Annotated in this window: 27 protein-coding genes and 1 pseudogene; 14 read left to right on the forward strand and 14 right to left on the reverse strand. The window is 70.2% G+C overall.

What is annotated here, in order from left to right; genetic code table 11:
• Positions 1 to 264, forward strand: a pseudogene (locus E1218_RS09870) (epoxide hydrolase); the annotation flags it as partial.
• Between the two features lie 4 nt (positions 265 to 268).
• Here E1218_RS09870 and E1218_RS09875 read toward each other — a convergent pair.
• Both E1218_RS09875 and E1218_RS09880 read right to left on the reverse strand, forming a co-directional pair.
• Complete coding sequence (locus tag E1218_RS09875) at positions 269 to 724, reverse strand: hypothetical protein (RefSeq protein WP_132318530.1); 456 nt, start codon at positions 722 to 724, stop codon at positions 269 to 271.
• A gap of 122 nt (positions 725 to 846) precedes the next feature.
• A complete protein-coding gene (locus tag E1218_RS09880) occupies positions 847 to 1,782 on the reverse strand; it encodes a GNAT family N-acetyltransferase (protein ID WP_132318532.1) in 936 nt (311 codons plus the stop codon).
• A gap of 216 nt (positions 1,783 to 1,998) precedes the next feature.
• Between E1218_RS09880 and E1218_RS09885 the strand changes: the two genes are divergently transcribed.
• On the forward strand, positions 1,999 to 2,394 hold the full coding sequence (locus tag E1218_RS09885; RefSeq protein ID WP_132318534.1) for a ribonuclease domain-containing protein: 396 nt from the start codon (positions 1,999 to 2,001) through the stop codon (positions 2,392 to 2,394).
• Between the two features lie 89 nt (positions 2,395 to 2,483).
• A complete protein-coding gene (locus E1218_RS09890) occupies positions 2,484 to 2,993 on the forward strand; it encodes a putative immunity protein (RefSeq protein ID WP_202865890.1) in 510 nt (169 codons plus the stop codon).
• 158 nt (positions 2,994 to 3,151) lie between these two features.
• On the opposite strand, the gene groL is transcribed toward E1218_RS09890, so the two are convergent.
• A complete protein-coding gene (gene groL / locus E1218_RS09895) occupies positions 3,152 to 4,777 on the reverse strand; it encodes a chaperonin GroEL (protein WP_132318612.1) in 1,626 nt (541 codons plus the stop codon).
• 265 nt (positions 4,778 to 5,042) lie between these two features.
• On the opposite strand from groL, the gene E1218_RS35970 reads away from it, so the two are divergent.
• The 3 genes from E1218_RS35970 to E1218_RS09905 all read left to right on the forward strand — a co-directional run bounded on the left by E1218_RS35970 (position 5,043) and on the right by E1218_RS09905 (position 6,295).
• Positions 5,043 to 5,318 carry a hypothetical protein gene (locus E1218_RS35970; RefSeq protein WP_165949214.1) on the forward strand — a complete coding sequence of 92 codons (276 nt, stop codon included), beginning with the start codon at positions 5,043 to 5,045 and terminating at the stop codon, positions 5,316 to 5,318.
• Positions 5,270 to 5,569, forward strand: coding sequence for an N-acetyltransferase (locus tag E1218_RS09900; RefSeq protein WP_165949215.1), 300 nt, complete (start codon positions 5,270 to 5,272; stop codon positions 5,567 to 5,569). The genes E1218_RS35970 and E1218_RS09900 overlap by 49 nt, the downstream gene beginning before the upstream one ends.
• Before the next feature lie 141 nt (positions 5,570 to 5,710).
• Positions 5,711 to 6,295 carry a DsbA family oxidoreductase gene (locus E1218_RS09905; RefSeq protein ID WP_132318540.1) on the forward strand — a complete coding sequence of 195 codons (585 nt, stop codon included), beginning with the start codon at positions 5,711 to 5,713 and terminating at the stop codon, positions 6,293 to 6,295.
• Here E1218_RS09905 and E1218_RS09910 read toward each other — a convergent pair.
• Entirely contained in the window at positions 6,270 to 6,611 is a 342-nt protein-coding gene (locus E1218_RS09910; protein ID WP_233712128.1) for an MmcQ/YjbR family DNA-binding protein, read from the reverse strand. The genes E1218_RS09905 and E1218_RS09910 overlap by 26 nt on opposite strands.
• 181 nt (positions 6,612 to 6,792) lie before the next feature.
• Here E1218_RS09910 and E1218_RS09915 point away from each other — a divergent pair, with 181 nt between their 5' ends.
• Together E1218_RS09915 and E1218_RS09920 are read left to right on the forward strand one after the other, a co-directional pair.
• Positions 6,793 to 7,137, forward strand: coding sequence for a PspC domain-containing protein (locus E1218_RS09915; RefSeq protein WP_132318542.1), 345 nt, complete (start codon positions 6,793 to 6,795; stop codon positions 7,135 to 7,137).
• A gap of 72 nt (positions 7,138 to 7,209) precedes the next feature.
• Entirely contained in the window at positions 7,210 to 8,469 is a 1,260-nt protein-coding gene (locus tag E1218_RS09920; protein ID WP_132318544.1) for a M48 family metallopeptidase, read from the forward strand.
• Here the strand turns inward: E1218_RS09920 and E1218_RS09925 are convergent.
• A complete protein-coding gene (locus tag E1218_RS09925; RefSeq protein WP_132318546.1) occupies positions 8,466 to 9,431 on the reverse strand; it encodes a glycerophosphodiester phosphodiesterase family protein in 966 nt (321 codons plus the stop codon). The two genes, E1218_RS09920 and E1218_RS09925, sit on opposite strands and share 4 nt — an antisense overlap.
• 167 nt (positions 9,432 to 9,598) lie before the next feature.
• Between E1218_RS09925 and E1218_RS09930 the strand changes: the two genes are divergently transcribed.
• A complete protein-coding gene (locus E1218_RS09930) occupies positions 9,599 to 11,320 on the forward strand; it encodes an ABC transporter ATP-binding protein (protein WP_132318548.1) in 1,722 nt (573 codons plus the stop codon).
• A complete protein-coding gene (locus E1218_RS09935) occupies positions 11,317 to 13,053 on the forward strand; it encodes an ABC transporter ATP-binding protein (RefSeq protein WP_132318550.1) in 1,737 nt (578 codons plus the stop codon). Before E1218_RS09930 ends, E1218_RS09935 begins: the two co-directional genes overlap by 4 nt.
• A 61-nt stretch (positions 13,054 to 13,114) precedes the next feature.
• Here E1218_RS09935 and E1218_RS09940 read toward each other — a convergent pair whose 3' ends face one another.
• Both E1218_RS09940 and E1218_RS09945 read right to left on the reverse strand, forming a co-directional pair.
• A complete protein-coding gene (locus tag E1218_RS09940; protein ID WP_132318552.1) occupies positions 13,115 to 13,657 on the reverse strand; it encodes an rRNA adenine N-6-methyltransferase family protein in 543 nt (180 codons plus the stop codon).
• Between the two features lie 175 nt (positions 13,658 to 13,832).
• Positions 13,833 to 14,111 carry a helix-turn-helix domain-containing protein gene (locus E1218_RS09945; protein WP_132318554.1) on the reverse strand — a complete coding sequence of 93 codons (279 nt, stop codon included), beginning with the start codon at positions 14,109 to 14,111 and terminating at the stop codon, positions 13,833 to 13,835.
• Between the two features lie 101 nt (positions 14,112 to 14,212).
• On the opposite strand from E1218_RS09945, the gene map reads away from it, so the two are divergent.
• Entirely contained in the window at positions 14,213 to 14,980 is a 768-nt protein-coding gene (gene map / locus E1218_RS09950; protein WP_132318556.1) for a type I methionyl aminopeptidase, read from the forward strand.
• 184 nt (positions 14,981 to 15,164) lie between these two features.
• Here the strand turns inward: map and E1218_RS09955 are convergent, their stop codons facing one another.
• Complete coding sequence (locus E1218_RS09955; protein ID WP_132318558.1) at positions 15,165 to 16,244, reverse strand: Rv2578c family radical SAM protein; 1,080 nt, start codon at positions 16,242 to 16,244, stop codon at positions 15,165 to 15,167.
• Between the two features lie 103 nt (positions 16,245 to 16,347).
• Here E1218_RS09955 and E1218_RS37145 point away from each other — a divergent pair, with 103 nt between their 5' ends.
• Genes E1218_RS37145 through E1218_RS09965 form a run of 3 tightly spaced genes read left to right on the forward strand, consistent with a single transcriptional unit; the run spans position 16,348 to position 17,985 of the window.
• Positions 16,348 to 16,749 (forward strand): SDR family oxidoreductase, encoded by a 402-nt coding sequence (locus tag E1218_RS37145; protein ID WP_233712130.1) that lies wholly within the window; start codon positions 16,348 to 16,350, stop codon positions 16,747 to 16,749.
• A complete protein-coding gene (locus E1218_RS37150; RefSeq protein WP_233712131.1) occupies positions 16,746 to 17,180 on the forward strand; it encodes a Rossmann-fold NAD(P)-binding domain-containing protein in 435 nt (144 codons plus the stop codon). The genes E1218_RS37145 and E1218_RS37150 overlap by 4 nt, the downstream gene beginning before the upstream one ends.
• 19 nt (positions 17,181 to 17,199) lie before the next feature.
• Complete coding sequence (locus E1218_RS09965; RefSeq protein WP_132318560.1) at positions 17,200 to 17,985, forward strand: TetR/AcrR family transcriptional regulator; 786 nt, start codon at positions 17,200 to 17,202, stop codon at positions 17,983 to 17,985.
• Here E1218_RS09965 and E1218_RS09970 read toward each other — a convergent pair.
• From E1218_RS09970 to bioA, 6 genes are all read right to left on the reverse strand, one after another.
• Positions 17,980 to 18,942 (reverse strand): endonuclease/exonuclease/phosphatase family protein, encoded by a 963-nt coding sequence (locus E1218_RS09970; RefSeq protein ID WP_132318562.1) that lies wholly within the window; start codon positions 18,940 to 18,942, stop codon positions 17,980 to 17,982. The genes E1218_RS09965 and E1218_RS09970 overlap by 6 nt on opposite strands.
• 271 nt (positions 18,943 to 19,213) lie before the next feature.
• Positions 19,214 to 20,764, reverse strand: coding sequence for a glutamine-hydrolyzing GMP synthase (guaA, locus tag E1218_RS09975; protein ID WP_132318564.1), 1,551 nt, complete (start codon positions 20,762 to 20,764; stop codon positions 19,214 to 19,216).
• A 22-nt stretch (positions 20,765 to 20,786) separates the two neighbouring features.
• Positions 20,787 to 21,884, reverse strand: a complete 1,098-nt coding sequence (locus E1218_RS09980; RefSeq protein WP_202865891.1) for a cytochrome P450 — start codon at positions 21,882 to 21,884, stop codon at positions 20,787 to 20,789.
• Complete coding sequence (gene bioD / locus E1218_RS09985; RefSeq protein ID WP_132318568.1) at positions 21,881 to 22,537, reverse strand: dethiobiotin synthase; 657 nt, start codon at positions 22,535 to 22,537, stop codon at positions 21,881 to 21,883. The genes E1218_RS09980 and bioD overlap by 4 nt, the downstream gene beginning before the upstream one ends.
• Positions 22,534 to 23,655, reverse strand: a complete 1,122-nt coding sequence (locus E1218_RS09990) for an 8-amino-7-oxononanoate synthase (RefSeq protein WP_132318570.1) — start codon at positions 23,653 to 23,655, stop codon at positions 22,534 to 22,536. The genes bioD and E1218_RS09990 overlap by 4 nt, the downstream gene beginning before the upstream one ends.
• Entirely contained in the window at positions 23,655 to 24,956 is a 1,302-nt protein-coding gene (bioA, locus tag E1218_RS09995; protein WP_165949216.1) for an adenosylmethionine--8-amino-7-oxononanoate transaminase, read from the reverse strand. Before bioA ends, E1218_RS09990 begins: the two co-directional genes overlap by 1 nt.
• Between the last annotated feature and the right edge of the window lie 166 nt (positions 24,957 to 25,122).

Raw genomic sequence — 25,122 nt, forward strand, 5'->3', positions numbered from 1 at the left:
GTGTACGACGGCATGCAGGCCTGGAAGGCGTACGCCGCCCAGCAGGCCGAAGGCGGCTCCGAGGGGTGGGGCGCCGAGGGGGTGACCGGGCCGCCGACCGGGGTCGCGGTGTTCGGCGCCGAGACGGCGATCAGGAAGTTCGCCGACCCGGCCGGGAAGATGACCCACTGGCAGGAGTACGACCGCGGCGGCCACTTCGCCGCGATGGAGGTGCCGGACCTGCTGGCCGCGGACCTCCGGCTGTTCTTCGGTCCGCTGCGCTGAGCCGTCACCCGCCGGGCTGGGCCTCCCTGGTCCAGCCCGGCATCGGCCGGAAACACATCCACTCGATCAGCACGGAGCCGACGACGATCGGAAGCACCCACGACCAGGGATGCCGGGGCGCACTGACCACCAGGATCCCTGTCCACAAGGCGATCAAGCCACCGCCGTACCCGCGCAGGACACCGCGGTACCAGAGCCCGCCGGGAGCCTCCGCGGCGCGCTGCCCGAGATAGACGAACAGGTACGTCGCGACCGAGATCGGCCAGAAGAACCAGAGCCGGCCCCAGTCGTACGGGACCATCACCAGGGCGCTCAGACAGACGATCGCGATCGCCCAGTGATAGACCTCGCCGGCCCAGTTGAGGCCGCGCCGGCGCAAGGTGAGGACGACCGCCACCGGGCCGACCAGCACCGCCAGCACCCCCGAGGCGACATGCAGGATGAGCGCGATGTCACGCATCGCCGGTCCCGCCCCGTCCCCGGCACCCACCGGAGCACTCTGACATGTCACGGAGCTTATTGGCCGAAGCCGCCGCCGTCTCCCCCTCGGCGCGCCCTGGCCGGACGCGCCGAGGGCCGGCGTCAGCTCACCGGGAACGACAGCACCACCCGGACCGCGAAGTTCCGATAGTGCTGGCGTTCGAAGCTCCTGGCCATCGGCACGTTGCCGAAGTCGGTGTCCGCGGTGATGCGCTCCGCACCCCGCTCCACGAGGAAATGGGTGATCTCCGCCAGCAGGTCGTCGCTGTAGCGGTGACCGCGATGCTCGGCCAGCACGCCGAGGTAGCCCACCGTCGGTCCGCCCTGGTTCGCCGACGGGATCGCGAACCCGACCAGCTGGCCGTCGGCGTCGTACGCGAGCCGCCACCAGGACCGGTCGCTGTTCGGCATCGACTTGTACACCTCGAGCTCCTCGCGGGCCGCGCCGTCGGCGCCGAGGCGGGCGACCGACCGCGCGCTCGCCGCGTCGAGGGTGCCTTCGTGCACGCGCCGGAACACGTCCACGAACGCCTCGTCACCGGCTTCCGCGAACCGCAACCGGGTCGATCGCGGCGGCAGTCCGTACTCCGGCTTCCAGTCGTACCGCAGCCGTTCCGTCACCCCGGTCAGACCGGCCGCCTCGGCGGCCTTCCGCCGCGGCGCCAGCTCGGCGACCACGCTCGGTTGCTCCTTCCAGTCCGGAGACAGGAAGAAGTGGTACTCCGACGGCTCGGCATCGGCCGGGCGTGACCTGAGAGTGTGCTCGATCAGCGCGGTCCAGGCCGGCACCGGGTCGGCATCGCCGGCGTAGTAGAGGCCGTCGATGCTGAACGGGTGATCGTGGCTGGGCAACCCCCACCAGATCGCCAGCGCCCGGATCGCGCCGTTCTCCTCGACGACCCAGCTCCAGTCGTGCCGGTAGAAACCCTCGGCAAGGAACTCGTCGTAGCGCTCGCGGGTGACGGTGTTGACCGATTGCTGCTCGATCAACGCATGAATGGTGTCGAGGTCGGCCTCGACAGTGGTGCGGATGTTCACGAATCCTCCAACAGGAGGCGCGACCGCTCCGCTCAGTGCGAGCTGTGCGAGCGGACCGGGCGCGCCGGGAAACAAGCCAGTGTGCTCATCGGTCGCTCCTTCCGCTCGGGGATCCTTCTCGCCGGGCCAAACACTAGGACCTCGGAGGGTCATACTCCAACTGTTATTCAGACCTGGAATGTGCCAGGGTCGCGTCGCCCGGGGACCCTCCGGCACATGAGAAAACTCGTCGCCGCCCTCACCCTCGCCACCGCGGCCACACTCGGCTCGACGGCGTACGCCGCACCTGAGTCGACGTCGGTGACCACAGTCACCGCCATCCCCACCTGTGCACTCAGTTCGTTGCCGTCACAGGCCTCGGACACGCTGGAGCTGATCCACTCCGGCGGGCCGTTCCCGTACGAGCAGGACGGGAACGCCGTCCAGAACCGGGAGGGCATCCTGCCGGACGGATCCACGGGCTACTACCACGAGTACACCGTGGAGACGCCCGGCTCGGACGACCGCGGCGCTCGCCGGCTGGTCGGCGGCGGAGCGGTGACGACACCGGCGTACGTGTACTACACCGACGACCACTACTCGTCGTTCTGCGCGGTCGACGAGGACAGCTGAACCTGGTGCGTTGAGACTTCTGCGGCATCGTCTGTGCTCGTGCCCTGCAGAAGTCTCCATCAGTAGCTCCAAAGATACGATTGACACACATGAAGCTGACCGATGACGAGCGTCGTGCAGTCACCCGGTTCTGTGCCGACTGTGCAGAACGTGCCCTGCCACTGTTCGAGGCAGCCGCCCCTGGCGACACCCGCCCGCGCGAGGCGATCGCCGCTGCCCGGGCGTACGCGGACGGAGCCGAACGGACGAAGCGGCAACGTTCAGCCGCTTGGGCAGCCCAGACGGCGGCCGGTGAGGTCGACGATCCGGCCGCCTCGGCCGCGGCCCGTTCCGCGCTGGGTGCGGCCGGAGCGCCGTACATCCACGACCTCGACAGCCCTCACCAGGTCAAGCACGTCCTCGCCTCGGCCGTCTACCTCGCCCAGGCCCGCGAGTCCGCCGCCGGCGACCCCACCGCCGGCGACAAGGAGATCCGCTGGGCGATCGGTCACGCGTCGCCTGTCATCCGCGACGTGGTACGACGCTGGCCGCCCCGCGACCCGAGCCGCACCCGGCGAGGCACCCTCTACCACCTGCTCGACGCCGGCCTCCGTCGCTGACGCCCGCCCAACGGCAAGCGGCCCCGGACATCAGCCCGGGACCGCTCGGGTACTGCTGTGTGCTGTCGGACCTTCTACCTCCCGCCACCGCACAGCAAACGGTCCCGGGATCAATCCCCGGGACCGCCTGTACTGCTGTGCTGTCGGACCTCAGTGGATCAGAAGTCCATGCCGCCCATGTCAGGGGCGCCACCCGGAGCGGCCGCGGCCTTCTCCGGCTTGTCGGCGATGACCGCCTCGGTGGTGAGGAACAGGGCCGCGATCGAGGCCGCGTTCTGCAGCGCCGAGCGGGTCACCTTGGCCGGGTCGATGATGCCGGTGGCGATCAGGTCGACATACTCACCGGTCGCGGCGTTCAGGCCGTGCCCGGTCTCGAGGTTGCGGACCTTCTCCACCACGACGCCGCCCTCGAGGCCGGCGTTCACGGCGATCTGCTTCAGCGGGGCCTCGACGGCCGAGCGCACGATCTGCGCACCCGTCGCCTCGTCACCGTCGAGCTCCAGCTTCTCGAACGCCGCCACGGACGCCTGCAGCAGGGCCACGCCGCCACCGGCGACGATGCCCTCCTCGACGGCCGCCTTCGCGTTGCGAACGGCGTCCTCGATCCGGTGCTTGCGCTCCTTCAGCTCGACCTCGGTGGCCGCGCCGACCTTGATCACCGCGACGCCGCCGGCCAGCTTGGCCAGCCGCTCCTGCAGCTTCTCGCGGTCGTAGTCGGAGTCCGACTTCTCGATCTCGGCGCGGATCTGGTTCACCCGGCCGGCGATCTGGTCGGCGTCACCCTCGCCCTCGACGATGGTCGTCTCGTCCTTGGTGACGACGATCTTGCGGGCCTGGCCGAGCAGCTCCAGGTCGACGGAGTCGAGCTTGAGGCCGACCTCCTCGGAGATCACCTCGCCGCCGGTGAGGACGGCGATGTCGACCAGCATGGCCTTGCGGCGGTCACCGAAGCCCGGCGCCTTGACGGCGACGGCCTTGAAGGTGCCCTTGATCTTGTTGACGACCAGGGTGGCCAGCGCCTCGCCCTCGATGTCCTCGGCGATGATGGCCAGCGGCTTGCCGGTCTGCATCACCTTCTCCAGCACCGGGACCAGGTCCTTGATGCTCGAGATCTTGCTGTTCACGATCAGGATGTACGGGTCGTCGAGGACCGCTTCCATCCGCTCGGTGTCGGTGACGAAGTACGGCGAGATGTAGCCCTTGTCGAAGCGCATGCCCTCGGTGAGCTCGAGCTCGAGGCCGAAGGTGTTGCTCTCCTCGACGGTGATGACGCCTTCCTTGCCGACCTTGTCCATCGCCTCGGCGATGATCTGGCCGACCTGGTTGTCGGCGGCAGAAATGGACGCGGTCGCCGCGATCTGCTCGCGGGTCTCCACCGGCTTGGCCAGCGACAGCAGCTGCTCGCTGATGGCCTCGGTCGCCTTCTCGATGCCCTTCTTCAGGCTCATCGGGTTGGCGCCGGCCGCGACGTTGCGCAGACCCTCGCGGACGAGAGCCTGGGCCAGCACGGTGGCGGTGGTGGTGCCGTCACCCGCGACGTCGTCGGTCTTCTTCGCAACTTCCTTGACGAGCTCGGCCCCGATCTTCTCGTACGGGTCCTCGAGCTCGATCTCCTTGGCGATGGAGACACCGTCGTTGGTGATCGTGGGGGCGCCCCACTTCTTCTCCAGGACGACGTTGCGGCCCTTCGGGCCAAGCGTCACCTTGACGGCGTCGGCGAGGGTGTTCATACCCCGCTCGAGGCCGCGGCGCGCCTCTTCATTGAAAGAAATCAGCTTGGGCATTCTCCGCGAGTCCTCCCGCGTCGAGTCTTTGTGGTTCAGCCGGCCGGGATGCCCGCGACGGACGGCGCCGAGGTCGCGGCGGTCACGTCCCGCCACGCTCCGGCACCTCATCGAGGCCGTCTTCTGTCACACACCGGGGCGACGAGCCTTATCACTCTCACCCGTGGAGTGCTAACCAAGTATTAGCACTCGACCCAAGCGAGTGCAAGCCAGGCCCTCGCTACCGTAGGTCCATGGTGGACGTACGGGCGGCCGGACCGGACGCGTGGCCGGACCTCGCCGCGGGATGGGCGAGCGCGGGGATCCTGCGCGCTGCTTCTGCCAGTACTTCCGCCTGCGCGGACAGCAATGGAACGCCGCCACCCGCGAGCGCAACCGGCGCGGCCTCCGCGACCAGGTCCGCAAGGGCGACGTCCCGCCCGGAGTCCTCGCGTACGACGGTGAGACACCGGTCGGCTGGTGCGCGGTCGCCCCGCGGACGTCGTACCCCGGGTGGTCGCCTCAACCAACTGGCGCACCGACCGCCCCGACGCCTGGGTGATCTCGTGCTTCGTCGTACCCGTCGGCCACCGCCGCCAGGGGCTGGCCGGGGAGCTCGCGCTCGGCGCGGTCGAGTTCGCCCGGTCACAGGGCGCCGCTGTCGTGGAGGGCTGTGCCGTCGACACCGCACTCGCTGACCGCACGTCCTCGGCCGACCTCTATCGTGGCCCGCTCTCCGTCTTCCTCGACGCCGGCTTCACCGAGGTCAGCCGCACCAGCGACCGCTGGGTCCTGGTCCGCAGAGAGTTCTAGACCCTCTCGGGAGCTGCTGCCGTGCCCTGCTGCTTGTGTTGAAGATTAAGATTCAATCAGGTTGGAATCGTCCGGCCTCCCTCTCCCGCGCGGCTGTGACGCGACCCCCACTGCGCGCGTAGTTGACCTTCGAGGAGTTTGATGGTCGTCGAGCACTGGTTCGACTTCGTCTGTCCGTACTGTTACGTCGCGCAGGACCGCAACCGGATCCTCCGCGAGCGTGGGCTCGAGGTGGTCGAGCACGCGATCCGGATCCATCCCGAGATCCCGCCGGGCGGCCGGCCCGCCGGTCCGCGGGTCGGGCCGGCGTACGACTTCCTCGCCCGCGAGGCCGAGGCGGCCGGGCTACCGCTGCGCTGGTCGGCCCGGACGCCGAACACGCGGACCGCGCTGGCCGCCTTCGAGTGGCTGAACAGCCTCCGGCCCAAGGTCGCGCAGCGGTTCGCAGAGTCGGTCTTCTCCGCGTACTTCGGCCACGGGCACGACATCGAGTCCGTCGACCTGCTCGCCACCATGGCCGAGTCGGCCGGCGGCAGCGGTGAGCGTCTGCGGATCGCTTTGACCGGCGGGACGGCGTACGAGGCCCTGGCCCGGTCCGAGCGCCAGGCCAAGGAGTACGGCGTGAGCGGCACACCCACCTGGAACGTCCTGGGCCAGTCCGTCAGCGGGCTGCGGCCGCGGGCGTGGTTCCGGGACCTGACTACTGTGCTGCGTCCAACCGGCTGACCAGACGCTTGGGGGCGCTCAGTCGCCAGGCCTCGGTGACGAGCTCGCGAAGCTCCTGGTCGTCGGCCGCTTCGATCATGACGTCGAGCCAGGCGAACCGTCCGGACGCCCACGACGGCGCGTAGACGTCCGGGTCGTCGGCGACCAGGGCCTCCTGCTCCTCGCGAAGCGCCTTGAGCAGCAGTCTGGCGCCGTCCTCGGACATGTACGCGAAGCTCTTGCCTCGCACCTTGAAGACCGGCTGACCGGCCCAGCCCTCGTGCTCCTCGACCTCCGGCAGCCCGAGCACGACCTTCGTCAGTACGTCGACGTCCATCCTCCGACCGTAGCCGCGGCCACGGACATTTCTCCGTCCCCGCCCCTCCGCCACGGTCAGGCACTCCTGGTCCGGTCCGAAAGTCGTCAGGGCCGCCGGTTCGGGGTCCCGGGGTCGGGCCAGGGTCGGGTCGGTACCGATCCGGATATGGCGGACACCCTGCGGGCGGGAGAGTTGAGCCATGACGAACTCCAACGCACCGTTCTCCAACCTGTCCGGCAAGGTCCTGCGCCGCTCCCGCGAGCAGCGGATGCTCTCCGGTGTCTCCGGCGGCATCGCGGAGTACCTGAACGTCGACGTGACTCTGGTCCGCCTCGGCATCGTCGGCCTGACCCTGCTCACCGGCGGCACGGCCCTGATCGGCTACGTGGTGGCCTGGGTCGTGATCCCGGAGTCCGACGGCAAGGCCGTCTGGCAGAACGTCCAGCAGTCGGTGAACCAGCCGCAACCGACCCCCGAGGCCGACATCGCCGCCCGCATCTACGACGACACCAACCCGACCGACAACAAGCCCCCAGCGGCATGACCGACGCAGCAGCAGGGTGAGGCGCCGCGACGGAGCCGTCACCCCGCTGCCCGGTACTGGCACACTTCTCGCGTGCAGAGCGCCGGCGAAGTCACGAACTGCCCCGAGTGCGGGCACCAGATCCGGGTCGACCGGCGCTACGTCACCTGGTGTGACAAGTGCGACTGGAACGTCGACCCCTCGCCGGTCGAGGACTCGACCCCTGCCTGGCGACTCAAGCTCGAGCACCGGCTCGCGGAGTCGCTGTACCGCGAGCTCGAGACCGGCGCGGTCCACCGGCCGGGATGGGACGCGGCCCGCATCGCCGCGCATGTGCTGTCCGCACTGATCCTGCTGGTGCCGCTGGCCTGTCTCCTGGCTGGGATCGCGCTGCTCGCCCTCTATCGGCCGCTCTGGCTGAGCGTCCCCCTGGCGCTGCTCGCCTTCTGCCTGACCTTCCTCCTCCGCCCACGCCTCGGCCGACTGCCCACAGACGCGCAACTGGTCCACCGCGACCAGGCACCCGTCCTGTTCCGCGTGCTGGACGAAGTCGCGACCGCTGTCGGCACCCGGAAGGCGACCGCCGTTGTCGTCGACGCAGACGCCAACATCTCGTACCAACAGGTCGGATGGCGTTTCCGGCCGGTCGTCGGCATCGGACTGCCGCTGTGGGCCGGACTGCGGCCACAGGAGCGAGTGGCCGTACTGGCGCACGAGTTCGGCCACGGCCGCAACGGCGACGCCGGCAGCAGTTGGCTGCTGGCGGGTGCCTGGTCCGTCCTGGACGAGCTGCATCAGACCTTCTCCGAGCAGCATGGGGACCGAATCCGGCGCGAGGAAGGCTACGAGGACTACACCGGCGCCACCTTCGCCAGCCGCCTGGTCAACGCCACCGTCGGCGGCCTCGTCCGCGGCATCGCCTGGCTGCTCCTGCGACTCGAGCTGCGCAGCGGTCAGCGGGAGGAGTACCTCGCCGATCGGCGGTCCGGCGAGATCGCAGGGTCGGAGGCGGCCGCCCGGGCGCTGGAACGCCTGCTGCTGGCGGACAGGGCGTACCACGCGATGGAACGAGCCCTGCGCTTCCCGGGCGACGTCAGTTCGCTGGAGGCAGTACGGCGGAGCGTGAGCGAAGTGCCCGCGCGGGAGATCGAGCGGCATGTCCGCGCCAGCCGTGCCCGCGAGACCCGGACCGACGCCTCGCACCCGCCCACGTACCTTCGGATCAAGCTGCTCCGGGCCCGGCCCGCGACGACAGCACGCGTCGTCCTCGGCATCAGCGAGAGCGCCGCCATCGACCGCGAGCTCGCGGACCCGGCACACCGCGTTCTGGCGGAGCTGCGGAGTGAGCTCTAGACCTTCAGGGCGGGCTTCCGGAGGGCTGCGACCGCGTGGTCGGGGTGGTCGGTGAAAACGGCCTGGATGCCGAGGGTGGTGAAGCGGGAGAGCTCGGTCGGGAAGTCCGTGCCGGTGGGGAGGAAGCGGCGTTCGGCGCGGAAGGTCCAGACGTGGACGGCGAGCGCGGCGCGGTGTGCCTGGTCGATGAGGCGTGTCGGCTCGCCCAGGGAGCCGTCGGGCCGGCGGGGGACGACCAGATCCTTGTGCGGCGCCAGGACCTGCGCGTACGTCGAGATCTCACGCAGACCGGCAGGCGCGATCAGGTCCGCGAACGACCGGCCGTCACCGGTGCGGAGGAAGTCGTGCGGCGCGCTCTCGGAGTCCACCAACTGCACCAGCGGCACCCGGGTCATCACCGACAACCGGCGCAGGCTGGTCGGCTCGAACGACTGCACCATGATCTCGTCGGTTCGCAGTCCGAGTGTGAGGATCCGCTCGGTCAGCAGCTCCTCCAGCGGCAGCCCGAGCCGCCGGAAGTACGCCGGGTGCTTGATCTCCGGCAGTACGCCGATGCGCCGGCCGAGTCGCTGGGACTCCTGCCGGGCGAGGGCCACCACCTCGTCGAAGGTCGGGATGATCTCCAGCCCGTCGTACGCCGTGTTGCCGGCGCGCAGGCAGGGCATCCGCTCGCGGGCCCGCAGGCTGCGCAGCTCCTCGTAGGTGAAGTCCTCGACGAACCAGCCGGTGACCGCGGTCCCGTCGACGATCTTGGTGATCTTCCGGTCGGCGAACACCGGGTGGTCGGCGACGTCCGTCGTACCGGAGATCTCGTTCTCGTGCCGGCAGACCAGGACGCCGTCGAGGGTGGCGACCAGGTCCGGTTCCAGGAAGTCGGCCCCGAGCTCCGCGGCCAGGCGGTACGCCGCCGGCGTGTGTTCCGGGCGATAGCCACTCGCTCCCCGATGCGCGATCACCAGCATGGTCCCAGGACAGGCGGCGCACATGGCGGCCCGGGAACTCGTTGCCCAACGCAAGATGAAGCTCTTCCGATGCGCCGGGAGACGGCGGCGGCACGGATCGTGACCGTCCACAGGTGCGAGTAATTCGCATGCGGACTGTCGGTCGCCGCACCTAGCCTGAGGAGGTCATGAAACAGCTGCCACTCGCCGATCCCGGCGTCCCCGACCACCGCTCGCCGGCCCGCTACCTGCTCTGGGTCGCCCGCGGTCAGTCGCGCACGCTCGTCGGCGGGATGGCGTTCGGCATCCTGTGGATGGGCGCGCAGGCGTTCATCCCGGCGATCCTCGGCCGGGCGATCGACGAGGGCGTCGCCGCGCGCGACGGCGACCGGCTGCTGCAGTGGACCGCGGTGCTGTTCGCGGTCGGCGTGGTGCAGGCGATGGCCGGCATCATGCGGCACCGGTTCGCGGTGACGAACTGGCTGTCCGCCGCCTACCGCACGGTCCAGGTGGTCACCCGGAAGTCGGCCGACCTGGGCGCGACCCTGCCGAAGAACCTGGCCACCGGCGAGGTGGTCAGCATCGGCGCCGGCGACCTGGCCTACATCGGCAACCTGATGGAGATCTCGGCCCGGTTCACCGGCGCGATCATGGCCTTCGTCGTGGTCGCCTCGATCCTGCTGTCGACCTCGACCACGCTCGGCCTCGTCGTGCTGATCGGCGTACCGGTCATGTTGTTCTGCCTCGGGCCGATGCTGCGGCCGCTGCACCGGCGGCAGTCGGCGCAGCGCGACGCGGTCGGCGAGCTGAACTCACTCGGCTCCGACATCGTGGCCGGTCTGCGGGTGCTGCGCGGCATCGGCGGCGAAGAGTCCTTCTCCCGCCGCTACCGCCGCGAGTCGCAGCAGGTCCGGCAGGCCGGTGTGAAGGTCGCGCGGATCCAGTCGGTGCTCGACGCGGCGCAGGTGCTGCTGCCCGGCGTGTTCGTCGTCCTCGTGGTCGGCATCGGTGCGCACTTCGCCCTCCGTGGCGAGCTCAGCGCCGGCTCGCTCGTCGCGTTCTACGGCTACGCGACGTTCCTGGTGCTGCCGCTGCGCACGGCCACCGAGTTCGCCAACCAGTTGATGCGCGGCCTGGTCGCGGCCCGGCGGGTCATCCGTGTGCTCTCGCTGTCGCCCGACATCACCGATCCGGCGGAGCCGGTGCGGCTGCCCGACGGCGGTGACCTGGTCGATCCGGTCTCCGGCATCCGGGTCCGCGACGGACAGCTGACGGCGATCGTGGCGGTCGAGCCCGACGTGTACGACGAGTTGGCCGATCGCCTCGGCCGCTACGACGACACCAGCGAGGTGCGGTACGGCGGAGTCACGCTGGCCAGTGCCACTCGCGAGGACGTGCGATCCCGGATCCTGGTGAGCGACACCGGTTCCCAGTTGTTCACCGGCACGTTGCGCCGGGAGCTGGACCCGGACAACCGGCGTACCGACGACGAACTGATGGCCGCGATGCGGACGGCGTCGGCCGAGGACGTGCTGGTCGCGCTGGCCGACGGGCTCGACTCCGAGGTCGAGGAGAAGGGCCGGTCGTTCTCCGGTGGTCAGCGGCAGCGGCTGGTGCTGGTCCGGGCGCTGCTGGCGGATCCGTCGGTGCTGGTGCTGGTCGAGCCGACGTCCGCGGTCGACGCGCACACCGAGGCGCGGATCGCGGATCGGCTGCGCGAGCACCGGGCGGAGCGGACGACCGTCGTGCTGACCGCGAGTCCGCTGCTGCTCGACCGGGTCGACGAGGTGATCTTCGTCGCCGCCGGCCGAGTGGTTGCCACCGGCAAACATCGCGCGTTGCTCGAGACAGAGCCGCTGTACCGCAGGACGGTCACCCGGCAGACGGAAGAACAGGAGGTGCTCACATGAGGCAGATCCTGCCCGTGGCGGGCCCTGCCGAGATCCGTCGGCACGCTCGCCGGCTGGCCCGGCGGCACCCGCGTCCTCTGCTGGTCGCGTTGCTGCTGCACGGGCTGGCCGCGATCGCCGGTCTGGCCGCGCCGCGGCTGATCGGTGGCCTGGTCGAGGACGTCCAGCGCGGCACGACCGTCGGCAAGGTCAACCAGGTGATCCTGGTGATCGCGGTGTTCATCGTGGCGCAGTCGCTGCTGACGCGGTGGGCGCGGTTCAGGTCGTTCGCGCTCGGCGAGCAGGTGCTGGCCGAGCTGCGGGAGGACTTCGTCGACAACGCGCTCGCGCTGCCGATCGGCACGGTCGAACGGGCCGGCACCGGTGACCTGCTGTCCCGAACGTCGCGTGACGTCGACACACTCTCGCGGACCGTCCGGTTCGCCGTACCGGAGACGATCATCGCGTTCGTCACCGTGCTGTTCACGGTCGGCGCGACGCTGCTCGTGGGTGTCTGGGTGCTGGTGCCGCTGCTGGCCATGGTCCCGGCGCTTTGGCTGGGCACGTGGTGGTACCTGCGGCGCGCGAAGGACGGCTACCTGCGCGAGAACGCGGCGTACGCCCAGATGACGAGCTCGCTCGCGGAGACCGTCGAGGGCGCCCGCACCGTCGAGGCGCTGCGCCGGTACGACGAACGCGTCCGGCGGACCGACGCGGACATCCGCGGCTCCTACCTGGCGGAGCGGTACACGATGTTCCTCCGGACCATCTACTTCCCGGTGGCCGAGGTCGGGTATCTCGTGCCGGTGGTCGGGACGCTGGTGTTCGGCGGCTGGTTGCACATCAACGGTCATGTCTCTCTGGGCGCGGTCACGGCTGCCGTGCTGTACGTCAACCAGCTGATCGACCCGGTCGACCGGCTGCTGTCCTGGCTGGACGAGCTGCAGTCCGGTGGTGCCGCGTTCGCACGGTTGCTCGGTATCAGCGACGTGCAGGACGACCGGAGGCCGTCCGGGCGGTCGCCGGCGGGTGAGCTGGTCGAGGCGCGCGACGTCCGGTTCTCGTACGTCGACGGCCGCGACGTGCTGCACGGAGTGGACCTGACGATCCAGCCGGGTGAGCGGGTCGCGATGGTCGGCCCGTCCGGCGCGGGCAAGTCGACGCTCGGGCGGCTGGTCGCGGGCATCCATCCGCCGCGCACGGGTTCGGTGACGGTCGGCGGGGTCGGGATGACCGAGCTGCCGCTGGACGAGCTGCGCAAGCAGGTCGCGCTGGTGACGCAGGAGCACCACGTGTTCGTCGGTACCCTGCGGGACAACCTGTCGATGGCCCGGCCGTCGGCGACCGATGACGAGTTGCTGAGTGCGCTCGCGGCGGTCGACGCACGCGAGTGGGCAGAGGCGCTGCCGGATGGTCTGGACACCCGCGTCGGGTCCGGCCAGCTGTCGTTGACGCCGGCGCAGGCGCAGCAGCTGGCGCTGGCGCGTCTGGTGCTGGCCGACCCGCACACGCTGGTCCTGGACGAAGCGACCTCGCTGATCGACCCGCGGGCCGCACGCCACCTGGAGCGCTCGCTGGCCGCCGTGCTGGCGGGCCGGACCGTGATCGCGATCGCTCATCGGCTCTACACCGCGCACGACGCCGACCGGGTCGCCGTGGTGGAGGACGGCCGGATCTCCGAGCTGGGCAGCCACGACGAGCTGGTCGCGCGGAAGGGTTCGTACGCCGCCCTGTGGACGTCCTGGCACGGCTGACAGGTGCCAACAGTGAGGACCCCCACCGGTCACCTCTGACCGGTGGGGGTCCGCGCTCCTTCTACCGTTTGCGCAGTACCAGGACTGCTGAGTCGACATGCGGCGGCGGGGTGAAAGCCTTGCGGGGAAGGCGTAGACCGATCGACAGGTCGTAGTGCTGGAACCACCGGTTCGCACCTGGCGCGTCACCGCGGGACCACCGGTTCACCACCGCCCGCTGCAGCACCAAGTCTGCCGACACCAGGCGGGAGCCCGGTGCCAGCAAGCGCTTCAGCAAGGCGGTGGAGACGCTGTACGGCGGACTCGACACCACCCGGAACGGCCGTGACGGCAACCGCAGGTCGGCGGCATCGACGCGAACCACCTTCACCGGCGCATCCGCGAACCGCCGACGCAGCCGGTCGGCACGACCGGGGTGGAGCTCGACGGCGATCACCTGGGCTCCGGCCTGGACCAGCGGCGCGGTCAACGCACCGAGTCCGGCTCCGACGTCGAGGACGAGCTCACCGGGTCTGACCCCGGCGGCGTCCACGACCCGTTGAGCCCAACGACTATCGAGCGGATGCCATCCCCAGGCACCCCTCGCCTGCCCGGAGGCGGGCACGACGGACCATCACGAAGTACGTAACCATGTGCCGACGATAGATCGCCGCACCGTGCGCCCTCAAAGCATTTTCCCGGCGGATCAGTCGAGGCTGCCGTCAGCACGCAAGCGTGACGCCTGCTGGTGGCGGGCCGGGCGGTGATCGTCGCCGCCACCTTCCCGGTGGTGCGCTGCGCTAAGCGATCAGGTTGGAATCGTCCTGGATGGACGGATTGTCCTGGCAGGCTTCGACCAGCGTGTCCAGCGAGAGGTCGAGGGTCGCGGCCACCGCGGCGACGGTGAACAGCGCGGGGGTCGGGATCCGGCCGGTCTCGATCTTGCGGAGCGTGTCGACGGAGACCCCGCAGGCCGCGGCGACGTCGACCATGCTGCGCTCACCACGAGCCTCGCGGAGCAGCCGCCCGAGTTGCCGGCCCCGCTCGCGGTCCCAACTGGACAGAGGTGGTCGCACCATGACCGTGATAATAGTACCGGTATAGTTATCCGTGAAGTACCGCGGTCGAGGACAGCGCCGAGATCGAGGACCGGGACGAGGAGCGAGGTCGAGGAGCGGGCATGGTCGAGTTGAAGACTCCGGCGGAGATCGAGCGGATGCGGGCGGCCGGGCGGGTCGTCGCGGGCGCACTGGCCGCGGTGAGGAAGGAAGCCGCGGTCGGGATGACACTGCGTGAGCTCGACGCCGTGGCGCGCGACGTACTGCGGTCCGGCGGAGCCGTGTCGCTGTTCGAGGGGTACCAGCCGACCTTCGCGAACACCCCGTTCATCGGCGTGATCTGCACGTCGGTCAATGACGCCGTACTGCACGGCCCGCCGGGGGACCTCATACTGCAGGACGGCGACCTGCTCAACGTCGACTGCGGCGCGTCCGTCGACGGCTGGTGCGCCGACTCCGCGATCAGCTTCCCCGTCGGTACGCCGCGCGCCGAGGATCTCGAGCTGATCGCGACCACCGAGGAAGCACTCGCCGCCGGGATCGCCGCGTCGGTCCCGGGCAACCGCCTCGGTGACGTCAGCGCCGCCATCGGCCGCATCGGCAAGGCAGCCGGTCTCGGCACCAACCTCGACTTCGGCGGCCACGGCATCGGCCGGCGCATGCACGAGGACCCGCACGTCCCCAACAACGGCCGCCCCGGCCGCGGCCTCAAACTCCGCCCAGGCCACGTCTTCGCCATCGAACCGTGGTTCTGGACCGGCCCCGGCAGCACCTACGTCATCGACGATGACGGCTGGACTCTCCGCTCCGCCGACGCTACCCGAGGAGCCCATGCGGAACACACCGTTGCCATCACCGACGACGGCCCCCAGATCCTCACGCTCCTGTAGTCCCCACACAGCGCAGCCCGCGAATCCGATGGCCGCGTGACCCGGTCGGGCGAGCAGACCGCCCAGGCACACACCGTGCAGTCGAACGACGCGGCGGTAGCCTCGCGCAAGGGCGATGGGCCGGACCGGCGAGCACACGACGCAGGAGCGCGCGTGGCGGTCGCATGGGAGGAGCACCAGCTGATCAGAAGAGGGTCTGCTGGTTGATGTCGGGTGAGGTGCCGGGGACGCGGGCCGGCGCCCGGTGGCGCGGCTTGCGGAAGCGAGCTGTGGTGGAGGGGTGTGATGGCGCCATCGGGTCCGCGCGGTGGCGGGACGAGCGACCGAAGCCGTGTTTGTCCAGCAGGGGCCGGACTTTGGCTTCGAACGCGGATTGGTAGCTGGGAGCCGCGTTGACGCCGTGGGCGTAGAGAGACTCGTAGCGGACGACCAGCTCAGGGCGCTCACGAGAGAGCCAACTCATGAACCATTCCTTCACCCCCGGCCGCAGGTGCAGCACCAGAGTGGTGACCCCAGTGGCACCAGCATCCGCCAGCGCACCGAACAAGTCGTCGAGCTGGTCAGCAGAGTCGGTGAGCCACGGCAACACCGGCGCGACCATGACGCCGCATGACAGGCCGGCCTCGCGGATCGAGCGGATCAGGTCGAGACGTCCGCGGACGGACGGTACGCCCGGCTCGACCACCCGCCGGAGCTCCTCGTCCGCCAGAGCGAGCGAGACCCCGATGCCCACGGACACCTCCGAGGCCGCCGCGACCAGCAGATCCAGGTCGCGCCGGAGCAGCGTCCCCTTGGTCAGCACGGACAGCGGCGTCCCGGAGCCGGCCAGCGCCTCGATGATCCCCGGCATCAACCGGTACCGCCCCTCGGCCCGCTGGTACGGATCGGTGTTGGTGCCGAGGGCAACCTGTTCGCCGGACCAGGACGGCCGGGCGAGCTCGCGCCGGAGCACGTCGACGACGTTCGTCTTGACCACGATCTGCCGGTCGAAGTCGTCGCCCTGGTCGAGCTCGAGGTAGCTGTGGGTCGGCCGGGCGAAGCAGTACCGGCAGGCGTGCGTGCAGCCGCGGTACGGATTGATGGTCCAGTTGAACGGCAGCGACGTCCCGGGGACGGAGTTCAGCGCCGACCGCGCCAGCACCTCGTGGAAGGTGACACCGCGGAATTCCGGCGTGGTGACCGACCGGACCAGGCCCGCGATCGACCCGAGCCCCGGCAACGCCCCTGGGAGCTCCGCGTCGAGCTGCTGACCCGCCCATCTCATGCATGACAGTCGAACATATGTTCCCCGAATCTTCAAGTCGGCCCGCCTGCGGTCGGAGGCATTCTCGTATACCATACGGAATATCCGGAGAGGGAGGAACCAGATGACGGTCCTGGTGACCGGCGCGACCGCGAGCGTGGGGCGCCTGCTGGTCGACGAACTGGTGGCGGCGAACGCACCGGTCCGCGCGCTCACCAACAACCCGGAGAAGGCCGCGCTGCCCGGCGTCGTCGAGGTCGCGAAGGGCTACCTCGGCAAACCCGAGACGCTCCCGGCAGCCCTGCACACCATCGACACGGTCTACCTCGCGCCACTTCCGGCGTACGTCGACGAGTTCGTCACCTGCGCGAAGGAGGCCGGCGTACGGCGGGTCGTCGTACTGTCCGGCGAGCCGGCGGAGGACGAGAAGCAAGGCAATCCGTCGGAGTGGCACTACTACAAGATCGAGCGGGCGACGAGGACGCCGGGTTCGAGTGGACATTCCTGCGACCGGGACAGTTCATGAACAACACCCTGGACTGGGCCACGTCGATCAAAGCCGGGAACGTCGTACGGGCGCCCTACCCGGCAGCCGTCCAGACGCCGATCGACCTCAGCGACATCGCCGCCGTGGCACGAGTCGTCATCACCGGCGAGCGCTATACCGGGCAGAAGCTCACCCTGAGCGGGCCGGAAGGGCTGACGGCTCCGCAGCAGGTCGAGTACATCAGCCAGGCGATCGGGCGCGAGGTGAGGTTCGAGGAGCAGTCACCCCAGCAGTACCTGGCGCTCTGGCGCTCCATCGTCGGTGAGGAGACCGCACAGTGGCTGCTCGACGGCTTCCGGATGATGGCCGAGCATCCGATGGCCCCTGAGCCGACGGTGCCCGCACTGACGGGTCGTCCGGCGGTCACCTACCGCGAATGGGCGATAGCCAACGCCGACGCCTTCCGGTGAGGCATGGGACGCTGTGCACGTGACAGTGCGGCACAGCGGTGGAGGTCAACCGGAGCGCACCCTCGCGCTGCTCTGGCGCAATCAGCGACCCGCAGCGAGCGACGGACGGCGAAGTGCGGGCCGGCGGCCGTCGTTGGACGTCGACGGAGTCGTGCGGGCCGGTGTCCGGTTGGCCGACGAGCGCGGGCTCGACGCGGCCTCGATGGGCGGTGTCGCCAAGGCCCTCGGCGTCGGCACCATGACTCTCTACACCTACGTCCCCTCCAAGGAGGAGTTGCTGGACCTCATGGTCGACGAGGTCCTGGCCGAGCGCGAGCTTCCCGCTCCAGGAGAGCCGAGACCGACGAACTGGCGTGAGCAGGTCGAGGTGTACTCCGAGGAGACCCGTGCGATGTTCCAGCGTCACCCCTGGCTCGCCCGGGTCTCCACCGTCCGTCCGCCTGTCGGCCCGGGCATGCTGGCCGGCCGTGAGTACCTGCTCTCCACCCTGCTCCCCCTCGACCTGAGTCCGCGCGACACGAACACGGCCGCGCTCGCCATCACGACGTACGTCGACTCGGCCGCAGGACAGGAGGCGGAGAGTCTGCAGGTCGAGCGCACGACCGGACAGAGTCACGAGGCCTGGTGGCACGAGCGCAGCGACCTCTGGGAGACGTACTTCGACGCCGGAAAACATCCCGCGATGACGACGATCTGGCACGCGAACGGCTACCAGGACACCGTCCGCGAGGCCGCCACCGACGCCTACCGCTACGGTCTCGACCGGCTCCTGGACGGCATCCAGGCACAGTCGGACGCCCTATAGATCAAGACAGATCCAGGCCGGGTCGTGATCGGTCCCGTCCCGTTCGAGCTTCCGCCGCCGGCCGATGAACGCTTCCCGCAACCGCGGCGCCAGCGACGGCGACAGCCAGATCTGGTCGATCAGGTCGAACGCCCGCGGCTGCCCGGACGCCTTGAACGTCGACGTCCAGGCCGGATTCGCCGGCAGCGTGACCGACGTCGTCACGGTGCCGATCTCGGTCGGCGTCAGCAGCGCGTTCACCAGCCCCGCCTTCTGGAACGACGCCAGCGCGGGTGAGTCCGGGGTGTCGTTCATGTCCCCGCACAGCAGGAACCGCTGCCGGGTGCTCGTCCGCTGGGCGATGATCCGCATGATCATGTCCGCCTGCCGGGTGCGCAGCAACTGCGCCTCCTCGGCGGCCGCGACCGGGTCCTCGACGGTGAAGTCGACGAACTTCGACTTCAGGTGCGTGCCGAACACCGTCAGCACCTTCCGCCCGCGCGCGTCCAGGATCTCCGCCTCGACCAGGTCGCGGGAGAAGATCGGCCGGTCCGGCACCTCCGGGTGGAACGCCCGCTGGTAACTGGTCACGCCGCCGAGCGGCCGCCGTGACAGGACGCCGATGTCGATGAACCGGGTCGAGTCGTTGCCGTCGATCACCATCAAGTGCGGGTACGCGCCGTTCAGGTGGTCGCGGTTGAACTCCCGCAGGACGTCGGCGTTCTCCACCTCCTGCACGACCCACACGTCCACGTCCGCGGCGAGCAGCCGCTCGGCGACCCGGTTGGTGTCCTCGGGCTTCTTCGCGACCAGCAGTCGGCCCCGGCTGTCCAACTGCAGCCGCCGGCGGTGCTCGTCGTCGAAGGTGTACGTCGCCGGCACCGAACTCGTCCCCTGCGCGAGCGCGTCCACCGCTCCCGCGAAGTTCCACCGGTCGAACAGGTTGTTCAGGTTGAAGGTCCCCACCGTCAGCGCCATCTGCCCTCCCCTTGCTGACAAAGTACGCCGTTCGCAACCCGGCGTCACCAACGCCAAGCGAACAGTTGCCAACGCCTTCCGGGCAGACCCCGAGGAGCTCGGCTACCGCCGGGTAAGTGGGCCTAACACCCACGGATCAGCGGGCTGATCGCCGCGCCGGCCCGACACCGCACCGCGGGCGGCAACCCGCGAGATGAGCGCGACAGCGCCGCAGGTAGGTCATGTCCGCGCGACGACCGTGGCAACGGCTACGGCGTTACCAGGCTTCCGACTACTCCCACTCGATCGTGCCCGGCGGCTTGCTGGTGATGTCCAGCGTCACCCGGTTGACTTCGTCGACCTCGTTGGTGATGCGGGTCGAGATCCGTTCGAGGACGTCGTACGGGAGGCGGGCCCAGTCCGCGGTCATGGCGTCCTCGCTGGTGACGGGACGGAGAACCACCGGGTGGCCGTAGGTGCGGCCGTCGCCCTGGACGCCGACCGAACGGACGTCGGCGAGCAGGACGACCGGGAACTGCCAGATGTCGCGGTCGAGGCCGGCCGCGGTCAGTTCGGTGCGGGCGATCAGGTCGGCGGAGCGAAGGACGTCGAGGCGTTCCTTGGTGACCTCGCCGATGATGCGGATGCCGAGGCCGGGGCCCGGGAACGGGTGCCGGTAGACCATGGTCTCCGGCAGGCCGAGGGCCAGGCCGAGCTCGCGGACCTCGTCCTTGAACAGGGTCCGCAGCGGCTCGATCAGGCTGAACTGCAGGTCGTCGGGCAGGCCGCCGACGTTGTGATGGGACTTGATGTTCGCGGTCCCGGTGCCGCCGCCGGACTCGACCACGTCCGGGTAGAGCGTGCCCTGGACCAGGAACTCGATGTGCCGCTCGGCGTCCAGCTTCCGCGCGGTCGCCTCGAAGGTCCGGATGAACTCGCGGCCGATGATCTTCCGCTTCTGCTCGGGATCGGTGACCCCGGCGAGCGCACCGAGGAACTGGTCCTCGGCGCCGACCACCTCGAGCCGGATCCCGGTCGCGGCGACGTAGTCCTTCTCGACCTGCTCCGACTCCCCGGCCCGCTGCAGGCCGTGGTCGACGTACACACAGGTCAACTGGTCGCCGATCGCCTTGTGCACCAGGGCTGCCGCGACCGCGGAGTCGACGCCGCCGGACAATGCGCACAGCACCTGCTTGTCGCCGACCTGCTGCCGGATGAGCTCGACCTGCTCCTCGACGACGTTCGTGGTGGTCCAGTCGCCCTTGCAGCCGGCGATCTCGTAGAGAAAGTGCTCCAGCACAGCCTGCCCGGCCTGCGAGTGCAGCACCTCCGGGTGCCACTGCACGCCGGCCAGCCGGCGGTCCAGGTCCTCGAACGCCGCGACCGGCGCGCCCTCGGAGGCCGCCAGGACGGCGAAGCCGGCCGGCGGCGCGTGCACCGCGTCACCGTGCGACATCCACACGTTGAGGTCCTCGGGGATCCCGGCCAGCAGCGTGCCCGCCGAGCTCACCGTCACCGGCGTCCGGCCGAACTCGCGCAGCCCGGTACGACGGACCTCGCCACCGAGTGTCTGTGCCATCGCCTGGAACCCGTAGCAGATCCCGAACGCCGGTACACCGGCCTCGAACAGCCCGGACTCGACCCGCGGCGCACCCTCGGCGTAGACCGACTGCGGCCCGCCGGACAGGATGATCGCCTTCGGGTTCCGGGCGAGCATCTCCTCGACCGGCATCGAGTGCGGCACGATCTCGGAGTACACCTTGGCCTCGCGGACCCGGCGCGCGATCAGCTGCGCGTACTGCGCTCCGAAGTCGACGACCAGAACCAACTCATGCTCACTCACCCGCAAAGCCTATCGGTGCAGGTCAGCGGGGCTGTAATCCGCGGCGGCCGTCACTCCGTGTCACAACCCGGAGCCGGCGCGGCGCCCGGAACGACAGCAGGTCGATCATCGGCGGTTCTTCCACCAGGCCCACGTCGCTCAGCAGGCCGGCCGCACACTCGAGCGCGACCCGGGCCTCCAGCCGCGCCAGCCCGGCACCGAGGCACCGGTGGATCCCGATCCCGAAAGCGAGGTCGGCCGGGCCGCCGTGCCCGGTCAGCCCGAGCAGCACGGGAGCTCCCGCCGGCAACTCGACCTCGCCGACCGTGGCCGGCCGCCCGGTGACCCGGCGCCACGTCGGCACCGAGGACGCCTCGCGCAGAACCCCCTCGACCAGGTCGGCCGGGTCGACGTCGGAGGCAACAGCGTCCGCGCCGAGGGAACGCCGGAACGCGGTGGAGATCAGCTGGATCGTCGTCTCCTGCCCGGCGATCAGCAGGAAGTACCCGACCGCGCACACCTCCTCGTCGCTGAGCCCGAGTCCTACGAGCACCCCGAACAGGTCGTCACCCTGATCCCGTCGCGCGGCCCTCGTACGCCGGCGGAGCCAGTCGTAGAACTCCGCCGCACTGTGCGCGAGCTCCAGCTGCCGGTCCTCGTCGGGCCGCCCCCAGAACAACTCCAGCGAGTCCCGGCTCCACGCCTTCAACGCGAGTACGTCGACCTCGCGCAGGCCGAGCATGTCGAGCAGCACCAGCGCCGGTGGCTCCGCAGCGATTGCCTCCACCAGGTCGACCTCGGAGCCCGCAGCCAACCGGTCAGCGGCCGACTCCACCCGCGAGACCGTCAACGACCGAGTCAACGGCTCGACACCCGCAACCCGGGCCGGGCTGAAGAACCGCGCCACCGCTGCCCGGATCGGCCGGTGCGACTCCCCCGCGTTGTTCGCCAGCGTCGGCGGCAGCGAGAACCCCACCGATGCCAGCACCCGCAACGCCTTCACCGACAGCGGCGTATGCGCGAGTACGGCGTTGTCCGGCCGGAACGTCTCCGGATCCAGCAGCACTTCCCGGGCCAGCGCAGGATCGTCGACCACCAAGTACCCGAGCTCCTCGTCGTACCGGGCCGGGCAACCGGTCACACGAACCAGCCAGGCGCATCGTGCACGAAGGTCTCGAGCTCACCGGCGCCCGCCGGAAGACGCCCGATCACCGGTACGCCGGTCACCGCGGGCAGGTCCTCCAGATTGCACTGCTCGGCCAGGTCGGGCTCGGCCGGCCAGGAACCGATGACCAGTCCTTCGACGGGCAGGTCACGCCGACGCAGTGCCTCGACCGTGAGGCCCGTGTGGTTGAGAGTGCCGAGACCGGACCGCGTGACCACCACGAAGGCGCAGGGCACAGACAACTCGGCGGCGAACTCCGCGAGACCCCGGCCCTCGTCGTCCAGGCCGACCAGCAGACCGCCGGCGCCTTCGACCAGGACCGTGTCCCGGGTCGCCGCGAGGTCCGACACGAACGAGGCATGATCCTTGACCGTCGGCAGGTGAACACCCTCGCGCCGGGCCGCGGTGGTCGGCGCGAGCGGGTCGCGCAGCCGAACCCCTTCGTGCAGGTCGGCGAGTCCCGTCAGCCGCCGGACCTCGGCCAGATCACCCGGTTCGCCGGCGCCGACGCCGGTCTGCGCGGGTTTGACGACGGCCACCGAACCGGACAGCGCGGCTCGTGCGGCGAGGGCCGCGGTGGCAATCGTCTTCCCTACGCCGGTGTCGGTGCCAGTGACGATCGTGATCACGAGACCTGCCCGATCGCGTCGGTGACGACAGCGCAGGCCCGGTCCAGGTCGTCGGCGGTCAGGCCGGCGTTCGCGGTCAACCGCAACCGGCTGACTCCGTCGGGCACGGACGGCGGCCGGAAGCTGCCGACCCGGACACCCGCGTCGAGGCAGAGCTCGGCAGCCTGAACCGTCTCCCGGGGCCCCGGGAGGGGGACCGAGACAACAGGCCCGGACGACGGCGGTACGTCGCACGCCGCCGCCAGCCGGGCCGCCGCGGCGTGGATCGCGGCCGGGCGTTCAGGCTCGGCCTGCAGGACGCGGAGCGCGGCGAGTGCGGCCGCGCAGGCCGCCGGGTTGAGCCCGGTGTCGTAGATGAAGGACCGCGAGCGGTTGATCAGGTGCTCACGCAGCAGCGCCGGGCCGAGCACGACACCGCCCTGCGCGGCCATTGCCTTGGACAACGTCATGGTGACGATGACGTGGTCGAGCCCGGCCAGCCCACCGGCGTGCACCGAGCCGCGGCCCGCACCCGTGACACCCAGGCCGTGAGCCTCGTCGACGAGCAGGACCGCGTCGTGGGCGGCGGCGGTGGCGGCCAGCTCGGCCAGCGGGGCGGCGTCGCTCAGCACGCTGAACACGGACTCGGTCAGCACCAGCGCGTGCGGTTCGTTGCGCTCGGCAAGCGCCTTGCCGACCGCCTCGACGTCGTTGTGCGGGACGACTTCCACCCGCGACCGCGACAACCGGCACGCGTCGACCAGCGAGGCATGGACGTGGTCGTCGGAGACCATCAAGGTACCCGGACCGCCGAGCGCCGTCACCACGCCCAGGTTGGCGAGGTAGCCGGAGGAGAAGACGAGCCCGGACTCCTGGCCGGCGTAAGAGGCCAGCGCGGACTCCAGCTCCTCGTGCAGCGACGTCGTGCCGGTGACCAGGCGGGACGCGGTCGAGCCGGTCCCCCACAGGCGCAAGGCCTCGGCGGCCGCACCGACGACGCGAGCGTCCCGGGACAGGCCGAGATAGTCGTTGCCGGCCAGGTCGATCAGGTCTTCGTCGGCTGCGCGGGAGCGGAGGCGGCGGGTGAGGCCACGGGCTTCCAGCGCCGCGGCCTTCGGGGCGAGCCAGTCCGCGAGCATCAGCCGACCTCCCGCACCGCGCCGGTGATCGCGGCGCCGATGGCCGCGATCTCCTCGTCGGTGCAGACGTACGGCGGCATCGTGTAGACCAGATCGCGGAACGGCCGGACCCACACGCCCCGCCGCAGCACGGCCTCCGTCATCCGCTTCATGTCGACCGGCCCGCCCAGCTGGACGACGCCGACCGCGCCGAGCACCCGGACGTCCTTGACTCCGGGCAGCGACGCAGCCGGCGCCAGTCCGGCCGACAGGCCGGCGGAGATCCGTGCGACCCGGGCAGCCCAGTCCTGCGACAGCAGCAAATCGATCGAGGCAAGCGCGACCGCGCAGGCCAGCGGGTTGGCCATGAAGGTCGGGCCGTGCATCAGCGCACCGCCCGGCCCGTCCGAGACGGTGTGCGCGACCTCCGTCGTACACAGGGTGGCGGCCATCGAGAGGTAGCCGCCTGTCAGCGCCTTGCCGATGCAGAGGATGTCGGGGTCGACCCCTGCGTGCTCGGAGGCGAACAACGTCCCGGTCCGGCCGAAGCCGGTGGCGATCTCGTCGAGGATCAGCAGGAAGCCGTGCCGGTCGGCGAGGTCGCGCAGGACCCGCAGGCAGGCCGGGCTGTACGGGTACATCCCACCCGCGCCCTGCAGGACCGGCTCGACGATGATCCCGGCGATCTGGTCCGCCTGCCGCTCGGCCAGCCCGGTGATCGCCGCGGCCCAGGCGGCGAACTCCGGATCGTCGTCCGGGCGCTCGAACCCGGCCGGCGGCTGCGGGCCGAACACCTGCTCCTTCAGCGCTCCGGTGAACAGCGAGTGCATCCCGTTCACCGGGTCGCACACGCTCATCGGCGCGAAGGTGTCGCCGTGGTAGCCGCCGCGGACGGTCAGCATCCGGGTCCGGCCGCTGTTTCCCCGGGCGACCTGGTACTGCAGCGCCAGCTTGATCGCGACCTCGACCGAGACCGATCCCGAGTCGCAGAAGAACACGTGCCGCAGCGGCGCGGGGCTGATCTCGACCAGCCGCTCGGCCAACCGGATCGCGGGTTCGTGCGTCAGCCCGCCGAACATGACATGGCTGAAGTCGTCCACCTGGCGCTTCACCGCGGCGTCCAGCACCGGGTTGCGGTAGCCGTGGATCATGCACCACCACGATGACATCGCGTCGATCGCCTCGACCGTCCCGCCGGCGCCGTCGTCGAGCCGCAGCCGGACGCCGGACGCGCCCCGGACGAGCCGCACCGGCGAGGGCTCGGTCAGCGAGGAGTACGGATGCCAGAGACGCTCCGAATCCCGCCGTAACCACTCGCTCACCGACTGTTCCACCGCTTCCCGCCTCCGATCCTGAAGATCCACACGGTAATCCGTTGCCGTGGGGCGCGGCGGCACGGGTGGGTGAGATGTGGTGCACCTCTCCTAAGGCCTTCTCATTCCGTGGTCATCGACTTACATTGGGCGAAGCCTTTGTTACCGGCCCGTA

Origin of the sequence: Kribbella turkmenica (assembly GCF_004348725.1) — a bacterium.
In the GTDB taxonomy this organism is placed as follows: Bacteria; Actinomycetota; Actinomycetes; order Propionibacteriales; family Kribbellaceae; genus Kribbella; species Kribbella turkmenica.